General features: G+C 61.8%; 18 protein-coding genes and 1 pseudogene. 9 read left to right on the plus strand and 10 right to left on the minus strand.

Annotation, left to right across the window (positions count from 1 at the left end; genetic code table 11):
- Positions 1-24: 24 nt before the first annotated feature.
- Both FXB40_RS42050 and FXB40_RS42055 read right to left on the minus strand, forming a co-directional pair.
- Positions 25-474: a hypothetical protein gene (locus tag FXB40_RS42050; protein ID WP_148778182.1), complete on the minus strand. Its 450-nt coding sequence runs from the start codon at positions 472-474 to the stop codon at positions 25-27.
- Between the two features lie 47 nt (positions 475-521).
- The gene (locus FXB40_RS42055; protein WP_187437510.1) at positions 522-917 is read right to left on the minus strand and encodes a hypothetical protein; all 396 of its coding nucleotides are present in this window, start codon (positions 915-917) and stop codon (positions 522-524) included.
- A gap of 145 nt (positions 918-1,062) precedes the next feature.
- Between FXB40_RS42055 and ku the strand changes: the two genes are divergently transcribed.
- The 3 genes from ku to FXB40_RS42070 all read left to right on the plus strand — a co-directional run bounded on the left by ku (position 1,063) and on the right by FXB40_RS42070 (position 3,024).
- Positions 1,063-1,995, plus strand: coding sequence for a non-homologous end joining protein Ku (ku, locus tag FXB40_RS42060; protein ID WP_148778137.1), 933 nt, complete (start codon positions 1,063-1,065; stop codon positions 1,993-1,995).
- Between the two features lie 64 nt (positions 1,996-2,059).
- Positions 2,060-2,563 (plus strand): NUDIX hydrolase, encoded by a 504-nt coding sequence (locus FXB40_RS42065; RefSeq protein ID WP_148778138.1) that lies wholly within the window; start codon positions 2,060-2,062, stop codon positions 2,561-2,563.
- Positions 2,560-3,024, plus strand: coding sequence for a metallophosphoesterase family protein (locus FXB40_RS42070; RefSeq protein ID WP_148778139.1), 465 nt, complete (start codon positions 2,560-2,562; stop codon positions 3,022-3,024). The genes FXB40_RS42065 and FXB40_RS42070 overlap by 4 nt, the downstream gene beginning before the upstream one ends.
- 226 nt (positions 3,025-3,250) lie before the next feature.
- On the opposite strand, the gene FXB40_RS42075 is transcribed toward FXB40_RS42070, so the two are convergent.
- The 4 genes from FXB40_RS42075 to ligD (FXB40_RS42085) form a co-directional block, all read right to left on the minus strand.
- On the minus strand, positions 3,251-3,484 hold the full coding sequence (locus tag FXB40_RS42075; RefSeq protein WP_092117218.1) for a hypothetical protein: 234 nt from the start codon (positions 3,482-3,484) through the stop codon (positions 3,251-3,253).
- On the minus strand, positions 3,471-3,659 hold the full coding sequence (locus tag FXB40_RS42080) for a hypothetical protein (RefSeq protein WP_007605915.1): 189 nt from the start codon (positions 3,657-3,659) through the stop codon (positions 3,471-3,473). Before FXB40_RS42080 ends, FXB40_RS42075 begins: the two co-directional genes overlap by 14 nt.
- A gap of 67 nt (positions 3,660-3,726) precedes the next feature.
- Positions 3,727-3,891, minus strand: coding sequence for a hypothetical protein (locus tag FXB40_RS48465; protein ID WP_187437507.1), 165 nt, complete (start codon positions 3,889-3,891; stop codon positions 3,727-3,729).
- 330 nt (positions 3,892-4,221) lie between these two features.
- The gene (gene ligD, locus FXB40_RS42085) at positions 4,222-5,169 is read right to left on the minus strand and encodes a non-homologous end-joining DNA ligase (RefSeq protein ID WP_148778140.1); all 948 of its coding nucleotides are present in this window, start codon (positions 5,167-5,169) and stop codon (positions 4,222-4,224) included.
- Positions 5,170-5,312: 143 nt separating this feature from the next.
- Here ligD (FXB40_RS42085) and FXB40_RS42090 point away from each other — a divergent pair, with 143 nt between their 5' ends.
- The 3 genes from FXB40_RS42090 (at position 5,313) to FXB40_RS42100 (ending at position 7,018) form a co-directional block, all read left to right on the plus strand.
- Positions 5,313-5,888 (plus strand): cell envelope biogenesis protein TolA, encoded by a 576-nt coding sequence (locus FXB40_RS42090; protein ID WP_148778141.1) that lies wholly within the window; start codon positions 5,313-5,315, stop codon positions 5,886-5,888.
- 276 nt (positions 5,889-6,164) lie between these two features.
- Positions 6,165-6,623 carry a small heat shock protein HspD gene (hspD, locus tag FXB40_RS42095; RefSeq protein WP_148778142.1) on the plus strand — a complete coding sequence of 153 codons (459 nt, stop codon included), beginning with the start codon at positions 6,165-6,167 and terminating at the stop codon, positions 6,621-6,623.
- A gap of 71 nt (positions 6,624-6,694) precedes the next feature.
- Positions 6,695-7,018, plus strand: coding sequence for a hypothetical protein (locus tag FXB40_RS42100; RefSeq protein WP_148778143.1), 324 nt, complete (start codon positions 6,695-6,697; stop codon positions 7,016-7,018).
- A 1,260-nt stretch (positions 7,019-8,278) separates the two neighbouring features.
- Here FXB40_RS42100 and FXB40_RS42115 read toward each other — a convergent pair.
- Entirely contained in the window at positions 8,279-9,127 is an 849-nt protein-coding gene (locus FXB40_RS42115; protein ID WP_148778144.1) for a hypothetical protein, read from the minus strand.
- A 295-nt stretch (positions 9,128-9,422) separates the two neighbouring features.
- Positions 9,423-9,798 (minus strand): annotated as a pseudogene (locus FXB40_RS49625) (response regulator).
- A gap of 171 nt (positions 9,799-9,969) precedes the next feature.
- On the opposite strand from FXB40_RS49625, the gene FXB40_RS42125 reads away from it, so the two are divergent.
- Positions 9,970-11,178 (plus strand): sensor histidine kinase, encoded by a 1,209-nt coding sequence (locus FXB40_RS42125; protein WP_148778145.1) that lies wholly within the window; start codon positions 9,970-9,972, stop codon positions 11,176-11,178.
- A gap of 175 nt (positions 11,179-11,353) precedes the next feature.
- On the opposite strand, the gene ligD (FXB40_RS42135) is transcribed toward FXB40_RS42125, so the two are convergent.
- Positions 11,354-12,274 carry a non-homologous end-joining DNA ligase gene (ligD, locus tag FXB40_RS42135; protein WP_148778147.1) on the minus strand — a complete coding sequence of 307 codons (921 nt, stop codon included), beginning with the start codon at positions 12,272-12,274 and terminating at the stop codon, positions 11,354-11,356.
- A 108-nt stretch (positions 12,275-12,382) separates the two neighbouring features.
- Between ligD (FXB40_RS42135) and FXB40_RS42140 the strand changes: the two genes are divergently transcribed.
- Positions 12,383-12,571 (plus strand): DUF3606 domain-containing protein, encoded by a 189-nt coding sequence (locus tag FXB40_RS42140; protein ID WP_148778148.1) that lies wholly within the window; start codon positions 12,383-12,385, stop codon positions 12,569-12,571.
- A 135-nt stretch (positions 12,572-12,706) separates the two neighbouring features.
- On the opposite strand, the gene FXB40_RS42150 is transcribed toward FXB40_RS42140, so the two are convergent.
- Positions 12,707-12,973 (minus strand): hypothetical protein, encoded by a 267-nt coding sequence (locus FXB40_RS42150; protein ID WP_148778150.1) that lies wholly within the window; start codon positions 12,971-12,973, stop codon positions 12,707-12,709.
- A gap of 502 nt (positions 12,974-13,475) precedes the next feature.
- On the opposite strand from FXB40_RS42150, the gene FXB40_RS42155 reads away from it, so the two are divergent.
- Positions 13,476-13,997 (plus strand): thermonuclease family protein, encoded by a 522-nt coding sequence (locus tag FXB40_RS42155; protein ID WP_148778151.1) that lies wholly within the window; start codon positions 13,476-13,478, stop codon positions 13,995-13,997.
- Positions 13,998-14,048: the final 51 nt, after the last annotated feature.

The following is a 14,048-nucleotide window of genomic DNA, read 5'->3' on the forward strand; positions in this document are numbered from 1 at the left end:
AGGCCGTCCACACCAGCACATCGGTCAGGCTTCGGTTCGAGGGTGGCGAGGCTGCCAAGCTAGTTGTAGCAGAGTCGCGGATGGATGCCGGCCCGCCTTGGCGCATTTGCGGCAGCGCAGCCGGCTGGCGAGATCGTGCACGAAGGTGGTCGGCGGGTGCTTCATTGCCGCGAGGTCGACGTCGCTCGGGGTCTTGCAGCGCGCGCACCTGATCTCCAGCCAGGAGAAGCCTCCATTCACGGCCTGGTCGATGGTGGGCGACGGATCGATCGGTTCGCCGTCTGACCACATCCGCTCGTTCCAGCTTTCGCAAAGCAGCCGGTCAGCTTGCTGGATCATCGCCTCGCCCTTGGCCCGCATCTCCGCCGATTGGGCGGCCAGGATGTTGGCCATCGCGCGTGACTTGCCGAGCTCTTTCGCCAGGGCCTTGCGGTCGCCGCCCGACAGGGGCGTTGGGTGATACTTCGGGGCCATCCGGACATCCAGGCGCAAAGAGATCGGATCGGCGATATGGAAGCGGGCTACGGCGTCTCGAACGCCGGCCAGCACCCGTCTTCTTCATGCCTGCCGGTGCGCTGCTGGCAGGTGTTGTCGAGCAGCCGCTGCGCGACGTCCTTCCAGATCGCGTTGCCGCCATACAATCGGACTGCATCGGCGGTCTGGATTTCCACGGTCCGCTCGCAGCGGCGGCAGGAGATGCGCAGGACGTGGCGCTGAATTTCCGAAAGATGCCGCTGCCGCATCTGGGCTCCGGTCGCCTCGGCGCGCGGGTCTTTGAGGACCGATTCCCAGTATTCGGCCGGGAGCGGCGCATCTGGAGCCGCAGCGCGCGGAGCCGGCCTGCCGACGGCTTGAGCGGCCAGTTTTTCCATCTGCTTCGGGGTCGGCATGCGCCAGCTCGCGGGTCGATCGATCATTTTCGAATTAGAACACAAAGGGAACAAAAGTCGAGTCCGCTCCGGCCCGTGCCGAGAAAAAATCATCATGGTGGAAGGGGCGCGATGTCGGAACCAAGCTGGGTGGATCGTCTTGAATCCGGCATCAGTATCGGAGTTCCCCGCCATGGCCCCTCGCGCTAACTGGAAAGGCTTCCTGCGCCTTTCGCTCGTCACCTGTCCGGTAGCGCTCTATCCGGCCACATCGGAATCCGAAAAAGTCTCGTTCAACCAGCTCAATAGGAAGACCGGCCATCGCATCAAATACGCCAAGGTGGATGCCGACACCGGCGAGGAGGTCGACAACGAAGACATCGTCAAAGGCTACAAGGTCGATACCGACACATTCATCGAGGTGACCAAGGAGGAGCTCGAGAACGTCGCGCTGGAATCCACGCGAACCATCGAGATCGACGAATTCGTCGACCGCAGCGAGATCGATCCGCGATATCTCATCCGTCCTTATTATCTGCGCCCTGACGGCAAAGTTGGGCACGATGCCTTCGCGGTCATTCGCGAAACGATCCGCGAGATGAACAAGGTCGCGATCGGTCGGGTGGTGCTGACCAATCGCGAACACATCATCGCGCTCGAGCCGCTCGACAAGGGGCTGATGGGGACGCTGCTGCGTTATCCCTACGAAGTCCGTTCCGCGGATGAGTATTTCGACGACATCCAGGACGTCAAAGTCACCAAGGACATGCTCGATCTCGCCAGGCACATCGTCAATCAGAAGGCGGGACACTTCGACCCGGACAAGTTCGAAGACCAGTACGAAACCGCCCTCATCGATCTCATCAACCAGAAGCGCGCCGGTAAACCCATCACTGCGAAAGCGCGTCCCCGCGGTGAGAACGTCGTGGACCTGATGGATGCGCTGCGCAAGAGCATCGGAAGAGACGCGTCGGCAGCGACAGAGGTGCAGAAGAAGCCGGCCAAGAAGGCGCGCAAGGCGGCGGCCGGGCAGAAGGAAATGCTGATGCCGATTGCCGGCAAGAAGCCCGCCAAGGAGGGCGTGGCGAAGAAGCCGGCGGCCAAACCGCAGCGGAAGTCGGCCTAGCGTGTCGTTAAGCATCCAGTGACCCCAGACGGCCGTTACTTCGTCGTCCGCGGCAGGGAGCGATATGGCTGCGCTGAAAAAGCCTTCCAGGAGATCAATGTTGAGTGCGGGCATTCTCGCCTACCGCAAGGGCGCTCGCGGGCTCGAGGTTCTGCTCGTTCATCCCGGCGGTCCGTTCTGGCGCAAGAAGGATGATGGCGCTTGGTCCATTCCCAAGGGCGAAATCGATGCCGCGGATGCTCCGGAGCAGGTCGCCCGGCGCGAGTTTGCCGAAGAACTCGGCCCGGGTGCTTCGATTGGTCCACTCCGGACGCTGGGGGAGATTCGACAGCGAGGAGGGAAGCGCGTTATCGCATTCGCCGGCGAGGGCCATTTTGAACCGGCGGCGCTGACCAGCAATTCCTTCGATATCGAATGGCCGCCCCGAAGCGGTCGACGGCAGAGCTTTCCCGAAGTCGACCGCGCGGAATGGTTTGATATCGAGTTCGCACGGACCAAGATGCTGTCTGCTCAGGTAGAACTTCTCGATCGTCTTTTGGCGAGCGCGGCGGAGAGCGACGGGAAATGACGTTCAGGATCGGAATCATTTCGGACACGCACGGCCTGTTGAGGCCCGAGGCGGAACGAGGCCTGACGGGTGTCGATCACATCATCCATGCCGGCGACATTGGGAGGCCCGAGATCGTCGACGCGCTTCGCCGGATCGCGCCCGTCACCGCCATCCGTGGAAACGTGGACAGTGGCGGGTGGGCCCGTGAATATCCCGACACGAAACTCTTGCGCTTGGCGGGAAAGTCGATCTACGTCTTGCACGACTTGAAGACCGTGCAGGCCGATCTTGGTGCCGGCATCGATGTCATCGTCTCCGGGCATTCACACATGCCGAAGATCGACACGGTCGGTGGCGTTCTCTACCTGAATCCTGGGAGCGCGGGACCGCGGCGCTTCAAGCTGCCGATCACGCTTGCGACGCTCGAAGTCACGTCTGAGGGCATGCGACCGGAAATCCACGACCTCGGAGGGGACTGAACATACGACCGCGGAGGGAATTCACAGCGGAGGAAGAGACAGGTGAGGGCGGTCGCGAAGGATCGCGCGGATGGAGGCGCCTGGTGATATTTCGCCTCCTTCGGATACGACCGCCATGACGCCGGCTCGGAAGGGCGGATGTCGTACTTCTTGAATTCCGCTGGCGCCATTGCGGCGGCTTCATCGTGATCGCTACCGAAGCCAAGGTCGCCGCGAACAAGAAAGGCTAAAACGACGCCGGGATGGGGGTTCGGTGAACCGTCGCCAACGTCGTCACTTTCCGCTCCTCAGGAAACCGCTCCAGCGTCATCAACGCCAGCTCAACGAGGCGAGGCAGCGGCTCGGTCGATTTCTCCCAGGTGATGATGGTCTGACGCGATTTGACGCCCAGCGCCATCCGCAACGTGTCCTGGGTGAATCGGTTACGGCTGCGCCATTCCGGGAGCTCAGTGCCGAGCATCGGTCGGCTCCACCGTCGTGACGGTTTCCTCGGCGGCGACATGGCCGCTCCACCAATTCAGCTTGACCTTACGAGTGCGCACGACCAGGCGGTGCAGGCCGCTGGCCATCGCCTTGCGAATGACGTCCAATGTTTGGACGTCAATTTTTTGGACATTTTTTGGTGATTCGCTCATCGATACCTCTGAAACTACAGATAAAAAGGGATTTCGGCACCATCACCATACGGGCAGATGGTTAAATTCAACTTAAACGCCGAGAACTTAATTTCTTGCGAACATCCGGCTTCAGCCGCTTGCCTGACACGTAGGCAGCAGCAAGCTCGCCCGCGACCAAAAGGACGAGCGCTCCGAAGGTGTAGGCATCATGAATGGTGTAAATAATTGCAGCCCAGCCGATGGTCTTCATAGGACAATCCCCACGTGCCCAGGCTTTCGCCGAGGCGAGTTACGTGTTGGGATCATCCCTGCGCAATCGAGGCCCATTGCGCGTGATGCACAGCGTGCGCACCAGGAAGATCATTCTAGAGCCGGCGGCGTGCCGGTAGCCGTTGCTGGGATCGCTAGTCCCTATTCTCCCCGTATTACGATCCGAGGTGCGAGCAATCGTCGCCACCGGGCTGTGGGTCTGACTATGCTCTGATGCGGACTTCTGTGTCCGCCCGATTAATGGCGGATTCGCGGCGGCTCACGCGACGCCGGTTCAATTCCGTTCGCCGGTTGGGCACGAAGGGAAGCGCTATTTTCGAGAACGTTCTCGTTCGCGCACGACATCCTTCGCCCGCTTGTCGGACCTGAGCCCGAGGTAGACGGGCTGGCGCAGTTCGCCCTTGCTCGTCCATTCCGCAAATTTGACCTCGGCGACCAACGAGGGCCTGACCCAGGTCGTCGCGGCCTCATCCTTCACTTTGGCAGGGAATGGTGATTTTGAGGCCGTCAGCTTCATGAGCTTGGCATGGAGGTCTTCCAGGACCTTGTGGCTGAAGCCAGTGCCGACATGACCGATGTAGCGCCAAGCGTCATCTTCGCGCACGGCGAGGACCAGGGCGCCGAAGAACGGCCTGGTGCGCCTGGGCGCCGTGAAGCCGGCGATCACCACTTCCTGTCGCTTTGCCGTCTTGATCTTCAGCCAATCCGCCGTCCGACTTCCGGACGCATACGCGCTGTCGGCGCGCTTCGCCATGATGCCTTCGAGGCCCTTCCGCTCGGCCTCGGCGAAGAATTTCGTGCCGTTCCCTTTACGGTGAGCGCTAAAGGCGATCAGCTTGTCGCGCGGCAGAATTGCCTTCAGCCGCTTCTTGCGCTCGAGGAGAGGCTGCTTGCGCAAGACCACTGCATTCTCAAACATGAGATCGAAGACGCAATACTTGAGCTTCGCTTCATGGCGCAGTGCGTTTTGGAGCAGCTGGAAATGTGAGACGCCGTCCCTTCCGATCGCGACGAGCTCGCCATCGATCACGGCATCGCCCTTCACGCCCTCCAACGCTTTGGCGACCTCGATATAGCTGCGGCTGATGATCTTGCCGTTGCGGCTGTAGAGCGCAACCTTGCCCCGCCGGATTTCCGCGATCATCCGGAAGCCGTCGTATTTGTCCTCGAAAACCCAGCCGGGGTCGTCGAACGGCGCGTCGGTGAGCGTAGCGAGCATCGGCTGCAGGCGCTTGGGCAGGGTCGACGTCCGGCTCATTCGAGGCCAATCCTTCAGAGCGCGTTGCGAAATGCATGGACGTCCTTCAAGGATGAGGGAACGCTTCGAGGCCTTGTCGTGTTCCGCGGGCGCCGTGGCGTGCGCGACGTTGACGATCGATCGGGGAAGGGCGGATCAAACCGATGGCCAGAAAACTGAAGACCTACCAGACTTCGCTGGGCTTCTTCGATCTGGCGATCGCCGCTCCTTCGATGAAGGCGGCGCTGCAGGCGTGGGGCGCCGAAAGCAACCTCTTCCATCAGGGCGCGGCCAGGGAAAGCCACGATCCGGATGTCGTTGCCGCCACCATGGCGAAGCCGGGCGTCGTTCTCAAGCGCCCCGTTGGATCCGATGGCCCCTTCGGAGAGCATGCCGACCTACCCACCGATCTGGACGACGCCGACAAACCGGCCAAAGTCACCCGCAAGTCGAAAGCCGTCAAACCGAAGAAGAGTACATCGCGGCCCGCCGACAAAGCGGCGGAGCGAAAGGCGGCACTCGCGTACGCACGCGAGCAGAAGCGCCGCGATCGCGAACGGGAAAAGGAAGAGGCCGCCAGGGAAAAAGAGCGTGAACGACGGCAGGCCTCCGTCGACAAGGCACAGGCGGCATTGGACCGAGCCGCGCGGGAGCACGCCGAGAAGGCGGCGAGTATCCGAGCCCAGATGGAGGCTCTCGAAAGAAGATCGCAGGACGAGCTGCGGCGAGCCCGAGACTGATGGAGGCGAGCAACGGTTGGTGGGCAAGCTTCGGCTGTGATTGTCTGCGTCCCACGTTGAAGCCGCTGGAGGAGACGACCCGACTGCCTAACCACCCCGGCGCCGGCCCGACCCGCATCTTCGAAATTTTTTCATTCCCGTACTTGAAACAAAAAACGGTTTTGCTAATTCATTTGGCGCCACCTCGGAGGTGGCTCCCGCGGGGCCACGGGATCGAGACGGGCACCGGTCGTGTCGGGTGCCTCATACCCATCTTGCTCCTTGGAGGATTTGGCTATGCGCACTTACGACTTCTCTCCTCTGTTCCGATCGACCATCGGTTTCGATCGCCTGTTCGACCTCGCCGAGACGGCCCAGCGGGCCACGGAAGAAGGTTACCCGCCCTACAATATCGAACGCCTGGCTGAAGACCGCTACCAGATCACGCTGGCGGTGGCGGGTTTCTCGCCCGACGAGGTTTCGATCACGGCCGAGCAGAACGTGGTGACGATCGAAGGCGGCAAAACCGAAAGAACCGAGCGTGAGTTCCTCTACCGAGGCATCTCGACCCGCCACTTCAAGCGGCAGTTCAACCTGGCGGATTATGTCCAGGTGAAGGGCGCGAGCTTCGACAACGGCTTGCTCAAGATCGATCTGGTCCGGGAAATCCCCGAGGCCATGAAGCCGCGGCGGATCGCCATCAACGGCGCATCGACAGCCGAGGACGTCCGTCAGATCGAGGCCAAGGCGGCCTGATTCATCCACTGCAGGAGTGTGCCGCGCGTCGTCCGACGCGCGGCGGACATCGTCTAGGAATGGAGGAGAACATGCGGCCGACGACCGCTTTCCACGACAACGTCTTCGACATCAACGTGCTGCTGCATCCCAGCACGGTCTTCGATCATCCGAAGGATATCCTGGCGGATCCCTCACTGTCGGTTTCGGAGAAGCGCGCGATTCTGGCATCCTGGGCATCGGACGCATCGGCGATCGCTTCATGTCCCGCCTTGCGGGCACCAGCCGCCCTTAAGGCGCCCGTCACCATCGACGAGATTCTTGAAGCCTTGTGCCAACTGGACGGCGGTCCCCGCAATCCGCCGGGCGGCAAGCCGAACCGTCTATGTTCGACGTCGAGGGCCTTGGCCGCCTAGTCAGGAGGGATGCTATGGACGAAATCAAATTGCCGCATCACCTGGTGAACCGGTTCGAGCGCCGATGGACGGCCAGGTTCGCGCAGATGCCGGGCGGCCGGCCGCAGCCGGTTGCACGGTGCTGGCCCGGAAACGACGATCCTCTCCGATCGCCGCAGGTCCGGCGGCTGCTGGAGGGATCCTTGCGCCCGCCCAAGGCGGATAGAACACTGGAGTTTAACCGTGCTGACTGTGGCCAGCTTCACCGAGCCGATCGATGAAGGTCGCCAAGCGAGCGAATCCGCGGCGCCTTGTGACGTGAAGCTCGGGTCGATTTTGGGCCGGCCAGCGTGACGACGCGGGCGGGCCGCCTACTCCGCGGTCCGCCCGCGGTGGACTCATTCCACTTCCTGGACGACGGTGCGGCTCGCGGGATCCACCAGCATGACGGGCTCGCCGGAATAGACATGGCGATATTTGGTGAGCGAGGGCTATTCGGTCGGCACCGCTTCGAGCTCGACGTCACGTGGCACGGGCGAGCCGAGGACGATTTTCTCCTGGCTCTCGACCGGACGGATCTTGTGCTCGGTGACGGAGGTCCGGATCTTCGTGCGTCAATCCGGCTCGATCTGCACGACGCCGGCGCGCGCAGTGCCGGTCGTGGTGACCGTGCTCTGGGCCATGGCGCCCGTGGAGGCAGCCGCTGCGGACATCAGCAGCAGTTTCTTCATGACTTCCTCCTTGCCGCTGGATGCGGCGCAGCGGAGAACACGGTAGGGACGGCAAGGTGCCCGCAAACAAAATGAATGCGCCTTTTCCCCTTGAGTCCTCACCGGAGCTCGCGCACGCGGGACTGGCCGCTATTGCGTCTGAACGTAGTAACGGCCTTCGCACGCACGACGACAAGCCAACTCCAAACGCGAGCGAACCACGGCAGCGTCAACAGCTTCGGCTTTACGATCCTGAATATTCGTTCGACGAGCAGTAGGCTTGCGCAATACGCGATCACGATCATCACGGTGCCTGTGATCCAATGACCATCCCCCGCAATAGCCACAGCAAGCAGCTTAAGCGGTTCTACGATGCTCGCAGGCACCAGGAGCAGGATCAACGACTGATAGGGTCCGAGGCCCTCGATGAAGCGACGGACCCACACCCATCTCGTCATTGCGGTCCTGATCATGTCATCAGTGGTGCAGGAGCATGATCAGGATGATCAGTGGAATCGGAATGCCGAGTAGCCAAAGCAGGATGGGCATGGTGACTTCCCTTTCTCGGTTCTTAACGGTTGATAGTGCCGGCACGGAACGGGTGTTTGCTCCAGGTGCCGTCGCGAAGACCGCCGCCTTCGGTGGCGGCCAGTGCGGCGGAGAATGCGCCGATGAACAATGACAACGTGAGCCAGATCGCAAGCTGCATCGCTGCCTTTCTCGCCTTGTCCAAGTCGGACTTTATCTGCACGGCAACGTCATTGACGCGCTTTTCAGCATCTTGCTGGCTCAGTCCGGTCCGGGCGGAGACCACTTTGGCCACGTAGCTGCGATCGCCGGTGCTCAGGTCGTTGCCATTATGGAAGCTGGTCGAGAAGAGACGAACCATCTCTGCGCGCGCGTCCGACGGATTCTGCTGACCTTGGGAGGATGGATTGTCCGGTCTCAGCAACGTGTCGACGTACCCGTCCATCGGAGACGATTGGACCGAATTGGCAGCCACGTGTGTTGCTCCGCCAATCAGCGAACTCGCGGGAGAGGCGAGCAGAACGGCGCCAAGGACGGACGCCGCAGCCCAGGCCAGAAACCCATGCGCGGTATCACGAAACAGCACCTCGGTGGTGTGGATACCGATCCATTTGCTGCGCAGGCGCCCGGCGAGATACCCGCCCACGGCTGAAGAAATCATTGCCATGACGATGAAGTAAAGGCCCGTGCCAATCTCGAAAGTTGTCGCCGAAGCTCCGGAATTGCCCCACGGCGAAATGACGGCGAATCCCATACCAGCGCCAAAGGAGAGCAGGACCAACGTCAAGGCCAAGGAAGCGATCGTCCCCGCCAGAACCGCGGCCCACGAAACGCCCGCGACAGCAGGCTCCGCAAGATCGCTCGCAGCGTTTTGGCGAAATACCTGTTCCATCAATTCACTCCTCGACAGCCCGGATGCCTAGCAAATACTCAGAAGGAACGAAGGTTCCAACTCTGCACGCTGCCAGGACCGCGGCGGCCTCCGCTTCTGATTGGTCGCCAATTTGGCTACGTCGGCCCTCGCGACCGAGGGGCGGCGCGTCGCCACGAAGAGGACATGGCGAGGAAAATCCGGGACCCTGCGAGGACCGTTCTCAGACCGAGGTTAAAGAGAGCCCCTCCATGCGAGGCCGGACGCGACGTCGAACTGTGGACATGAAGGCTCCGTGGACCCTCAGGATTGACGGTCAAGGCGCGGCCAGGCTCCCGAGGACCTCGGCGATCGTTGCGGCGGTGTAGGGCTTGGGGACGAACACTCCGCCTTCCGGGAGGTCACCCTCGCTGATGGTCACGCGTCCCGATGTGGCGACGAGCTTGATCGGGGGCCATCTGTCGCGCACGAACCGTGCAAACCTGAGGCCGTCCATCGATCCCGGCATCTGGATGTCGGTGAAGACGATATTGAATATCGGTTCGGGCTTCGAGGATGGCGATCGCCTCGTCGGCGTTGCCGGCTTCGACCACCTCGAAGCCCGCGTCAGCGACCATCTCCGCGCCGCTGCTCCGGAGCAGCGACTCGTCTTCCACGATGAGAACGACCGGCCGCCCGACTGCTGACGCCATCCAAAGCACCTTCCTTTTGCCGAGCTTAAGCGCGCCGGCGGTGCATCGTTCCATGGGCCGCGGGAAGGCCGCGCAGGATCGGTCCAGAACCCGAAATCCCTGCGATCGCATCGGCATCGTGCTACGTTTCGGAACGCCGAGTGCTCGCCCCCGATTGCCTGAGGGATTTTCATGCCAGCTCCATCTGGGAAAGAGTCGATATCGGCCCCTGCCGAAGCGACCGACGCGACCAGGCAGGAGCTTCCGTATCGCCTGCGACAGCAATCCCTGTTGGGAGAGTTCGGCCGTTCCGCGTTGCAGACCCGGGACATCGAGCAGATCCTGCAGCGCGCAACTGAACTCTGCGCCCAAGGCCTCGAAACCCCGTTCGCGAAGGTCCTGGAGTATATGCCCGACGACGAACGGCTGCTGGTGCGTGCCGGCGTCGGGTGGGAATCGGATGTGATCGGCCAGGTGTCGCTTGGCGTCGATCTCGAATCCCCCGCCGGCTACGCGTTCCAAACCGGACAGATGGTGATTTCCAATCACCTCCAGGAGGAAACCCGGTTTCGGACGCCGAAGCTCCTATCGGATCATGGGATCCGGCGCGCCATTAACGTGCTGATCGCGCGCGGCGGCGAAGGTCGTCTGCCGTTCGGAGTCCTTGAGGTCGACAGTCCCGAACCCGGGCAATTCGACCCTGCCGATGCGAACTTCCTCGCCGGCTTCGCCGGACTGCTCGGCATCGCCATCGAGCGCCAGCGTGCCGACGCCGATCTCCGCCAGGCCCTCGATCACCAGGCCATGCTGACGCGGGAGATGAGCCATCGCGTCAAGAACAGCCTGGCGTCCGTCGTGGGGCTGCTGCGCGTACAGGGCCGCAGCGCGCAGTCGGAGGAAGTCCGGGATGCCCTCAAGGACGCGGCTTCGCGCATCACCACGATCGCGCAGGTCCATGATCACCTATGGCGCAGCGCGAAGATCGGATACGTCGATATCGCCGATTTCGCCGGCGAGCTTTGCCGGAAGCTGCACGAGACGATTCCCCACACGGTTCGCTGTACCTTCGGCCACCTGATGATTTCAGCAGACAAGGCGATTCCGCTGGGCCTTCTGATCAACGAGCTTGTGACGAATTCCGCCAAGCATGCCTATCCCGACGGATCCGGCGAAATCCACGTCTCGGGCGAACGGCGTGGCGCCGACTTCCATGTGGAGGTGTCGGACCAGGGAATAGGCCTTCCGAAGGATTTCGATATCGACGAGCCCCGGGCAAGCCTGGGCTTCAAGGTGATCAAGAGCCTGCTCGCTCAACTCGACGGACGCATTGATGTGGCCTCCAACGTGCCAGCGGGCGTGACCGTCCGGCTTGATCTGCCGCTGGAGGCGAGCACCACCTGACGCGCCAAGCATTCATAATCGGCGATCGAACGCGCTGCGGCCTGGTTCACTTTTCCCCGGTCCCGCCTGTCCTCGGGCGCGAGCTCTATGACCGCCCGATGCAGGTCAGCTGGCAGCGTCACTAGACTTTCTAGCGGCTTGTTCGCCCACTGCCAGAAGCGATCGAAGGCATCCATCACAAATCCTCGCGCAGGCCCCGGAAGAACGGGTGCCGGACCTTTCCCTCGGCCGACTTCGCGCGGTACTCGATCTCGGCGAGCAACTTTGGTTCGACCCAGATGCCTTTGTGTGCAATGCGCTTGGTATACGGCTGCGTCTTCCGGATCAGCGGCTTCAGTTTCTTCTGGAGTTCAGCGGCGGAAGTCTTATCAAAGCCGTTGTCAACCTTGCCCGCATAGATCAGATCGTCGCCCTTGAGGCGGCCGACATAGATGCCGTCCCATTTTCCCTCGTCGAGGGAGAAGCCGGCGATGGTCAGCGTCTCGCGCTGGACGCAGGTTTTCTTTACCCAGTCGCTGGTACGGCCCTTCGGATAGGGACTGTCTCGCACCTTCGAGACGACACCTTCCAGACCGATTTTGCAGGCGTGCGCGAACATCTCGCGTCCCTCGATCTCGAAGCTTTCGCTGAACTGGACGTCGGTGCCCTCGACGATCTTTCTGAGCTCGGCTTTCCTTTGGATCAGCGGCAGCTTCCGAAGATCGCGGCCGTTCAGATAGAGCAGATCGAACGCCACCAGCACGATCCTGGTGGACTTTCCCTTGAGCTCGTTCTGCAGCACCGAGAAATCGGTCGTGCCGTCGGCGGCGGGAACGACGATCTCGCCGTCGACGATGGCGGAGGCCGCCTTGATCTGCCAGGCGTCATGGGCGACCTTCTTGAAGCGATGCGTCCAATCGTGGCCACGCCGGGTGAAGATCTTCGCCGACTCGTTGGCCACGTGGACCTGGACCCGGTAGCCGTCAAACTTGATTTCGTGAATCCATCGGCTACCAGAGGGTACCCTCTCAATCGAGGTAGCCAAGGCCGGTTCGATGAAGCCAGGCAACGGCGCCTTCACGCCAAGGGCCGCGGGTCTGTTACGCTGAAACGCCACTGAAGCACTCCACGCAACAGCTGATTCAAACTGACACAGTTCGAATCGTTCCGGAACCCGTGAATCCCTTGCTGCGTTGCTTCGTCATCAAACCATCAGGAGGAGCCGATGGCGGCAGCGAAGAAGAAGAAGACGGCGCGCGGGCGCAAGCAGGACCGGGCCCGTGTGGCCGGCGGGCAAAACTATGAAGTGGGATACGAGTCCAAGAAGACAGGACGGTCGGCGTCAGCGGTCAAGAAAGCTGTCAAGAAGGTCGGCAACAGCCGGAAGCGGGTCGAGAAGCGTCTCGCGCGCTAGGTCTTTGCTCGCGCCGATTGTCCAGCACGTTGCGTAGAGCGTTTTCGAGCGAAGTGGGTACCGGTTCGCGTAAAGAAAACGCGTCAAAACAGGACTTGAGAGCCCCGTTCCGATTCCATCGGAACGGAAAGGGCTCTAGGCCTCGGGCGGGCATTCGGGACAGGTGTCGCCGATCGAGTCCAGGACTTCATTGACCGCGACGGCGGCCGCCTCGGGCGAAAGCCCCGGTGGCGGATCCAGGCGGGCGATTTCGAACGCCCGCTCACGGGCGTGCGGGTCTGCGCGGTCCTGCATCCAGCCGTGGTACTCACATTCGCGGATCGCGCCTGCTTCCTGCAGCACGGATATCGCCCACCCCCGTACCGTGCGGATCGCCGTCCGTCTCTCCTTGGTCATCAGCATCAAGATCGCTCCTCCGCGTGGGACGAATCCTTGCAGCCCTCGATTCGTTCCGGCTGCTAACACAGAGCAGGGATTCCAAATCGTCGGGGCAGGTGCTTTTCCACGTGTTCCGCCGCCCTGTGCAAACCAGCCACGCAGCAATCTTGTCGTCCTTGTCCGCGTCGCGCATGAGGGCTTTCAGCGCCAGGTCTGGTAAGGGCGCTGCAGCGCCTTTGCCTCATCCCAATGGGCGCGCCGGGACGAAATTTACGCGCTTTTGCCGGCTGAGCGGCCTGGCATTCAACGCGACCGGCCAAGATATAAAGAATGACGGCGTCTGGAAGGTTCATGAATTCGCTTGGCAGATCGACGTAATTCTGTTCTGGGCTCATTTCGAGGGCCACTGGGCGGGAGCACGGAGTTTCATGATCCGAGCGGCCAGAGAACCTGCCGGCGCTGAAGTCACTTGAGAGCTGGCCGAAATCCGATCCGCGAGATTTGCGGTAGCTACAAGGTCATTGGAATGCGTCGAACCTCTGTCGCATTGATTCTCGCCATTCTGTCGAGCGGGGCCTTGGCCGATGATTTTGTCGGACAGGCCAGCGTGATCGACGGCGACACGTTGGAAATGCATGGAGTGCGCATTCGGCTTTGGGGTATCGATGCACCGGAGAGCAGCCAGCTGTGCCGCGGCGAAGACAGCTTGCAATATCGTTGCGGCGCGCAGGCCGCGAACGACCTTGACGCCTTCGTTGCCCGCCGTCCCGTCAATTGTGTCCCAGTCAGCCTCGACCCGTATGGCCGCACGGTCGCGACCTGCTCGGTTGGTGGTACGGACCTCGGCGAATGGCTTGTGCACAACGGTCTTGCGTTGGATTGGCCCCAATACTCGAGGGGCAGATATCGCGAAGCTCAGCGCGAGGCTGAGCGCACCGGCCAGGGACTCTGGAAGGGTAGTTACGTGGAGCCGTGGCTCTATCGTGCATGCATCCGCGCACGTGGAAAGCCGTCCGCCTGTTCGGACGATGCAAATGCCCATCCTTGATGCGATCCCAGCAACGCGCCAATCCACAACGTGCGTTGGCCAATCACCGCA

The sequence above is a fragment of the Bradyrhizobium rifense genome (assembly GCF_008123425.1).
Taxonomy (GTDB): Bacteria; Pseudomonadota; Alphaproteobacteria; order Rhizobiales; family Xanthobacteraceae; genus Bradyrhizobium; species Bradyrhizobium rifense.

Excerpts from the sequence above, each read along its gene's own strand:
- FXB40_RS42050 (WP_148778182.1), bottom strand. The coding sequence starts at position 474 with ATGGCCCCGAAGTATCACCCAACGCCCCTGTCGGGCGGCGACCGCAAG.
- FXB40_RS42055 (WP_187437510.1), bottom strand. The coding sequence starts at position 917 with ATGATCGATCGACCCGCGAGCTGGCGCATGCCGACCCCGAAGCAGATG.
- ku (WP_148778137.1), top strand. The coding sequence starts at position 1,063 with ATGGCCCCTCGCGCTAACTGGAAAGGCTTCCTGCGCCTTTCGCTCGTC.
- FXB40_RS42065 (WP_148778138.1), top strand. The coding sequence starts at position 2,060 with ATGGCTGCGCTGAAAAAGCCTTCCAGGAGATCAATGTTGAGTGCGGGC.
- FXB40_RS42070 (WP_148778139.1), top strand. The coding sequence starts at position 2,560 with ATGACGTTCAGGATCGGAATCATTTCGGACACGCACGGCCTGTTGAGG.
- FXB40_RS42075 (WP_092117218.1), bottom strand. The coding sequence starts at position 3,484 with ATGCTCGGCACTGAGCTCCCGGAATGGCGCAGCCGTAACCGATTCACC.
- FXB40_RS42080 (WP_007605915.1), bottom strand. The coding sequence starts at position 3,659 with ATGAGCGAATCACCAAAAAATGTCCAAAAAATTGACGTCCAAACATTG.
- FXB40_RS48465 (WP_187437507.1), bottom strand. The coding sequence starts at position 3,891 with ATGAAGACCATCGGCTGGGCTGCAATTATTTACACCATTCATGATGCC.
- ligD (WP_148778140.1), bottom strand. The coding sequence starts at position 5,169 with ATGAGCCGGACGTCGACCCTGCCCAAGCGCCTGCAGCCGATGCTCGCT.
- FXB40_RS42090 (WP_148778141.1), top strand. The coding sequence starts at position 5,313 with ATGGCCAGAAAACTGAAGACCTACCAGACTTCGCTGGGCTTCTTCGAT.
- hspD (WP_148778142.1), top strand. The coding sequence starts at position 6,165 with ATGCGCACTTACGACTTCTCTCCTCTGTTCCGATCGACCATCGGTTTC.
- FXB40_RS42100 (WP_148778143.1), top strand. The coding sequence starts at position 6,695 with ATGCGGCCGACGACCGCTTTCCACGACAACGTCTTCGACATCAACGTG.
- FXB40_RS42115 (WP_148778144.1), bottom strand. The coding sequence starts at position 9,127 with ATGGAACAGGTATTTCGCCAAAACGCTGCGAGCGATCTTGCGGAGCCT.
- FXB40_RS42125 (WP_148778145.1), top strand. The coding sequence starts at position 9,970 with ATGCCAGCTCCATCTGGGAAAGAGTCGATATCGGCCCCTGCCGAAGCG.
- FXB40_RS42140 (WP_148778148.1), top strand. The coding sequence starts at position 12,383 with ATGGCGGCAGCGAAGAAGAAGAAGACGGCGCGCGGGCGCAAGCAGGAC.
- FXB40_RS42150 (WP_148778150.1), bottom strand. The coding sequence starts at position 12,973 with ATGCTGATGACCAAGGAGAGACGGACGGCGATCCGCACGGTACGGGGG.
- FXB40_RS42155 (WP_148778151.1), top strand. The coding sequence starts at position 13,476 with ATGCGTCGAACCTCTGTCGCATTGATTCTCGCCATTCTGTCGAGCGGG.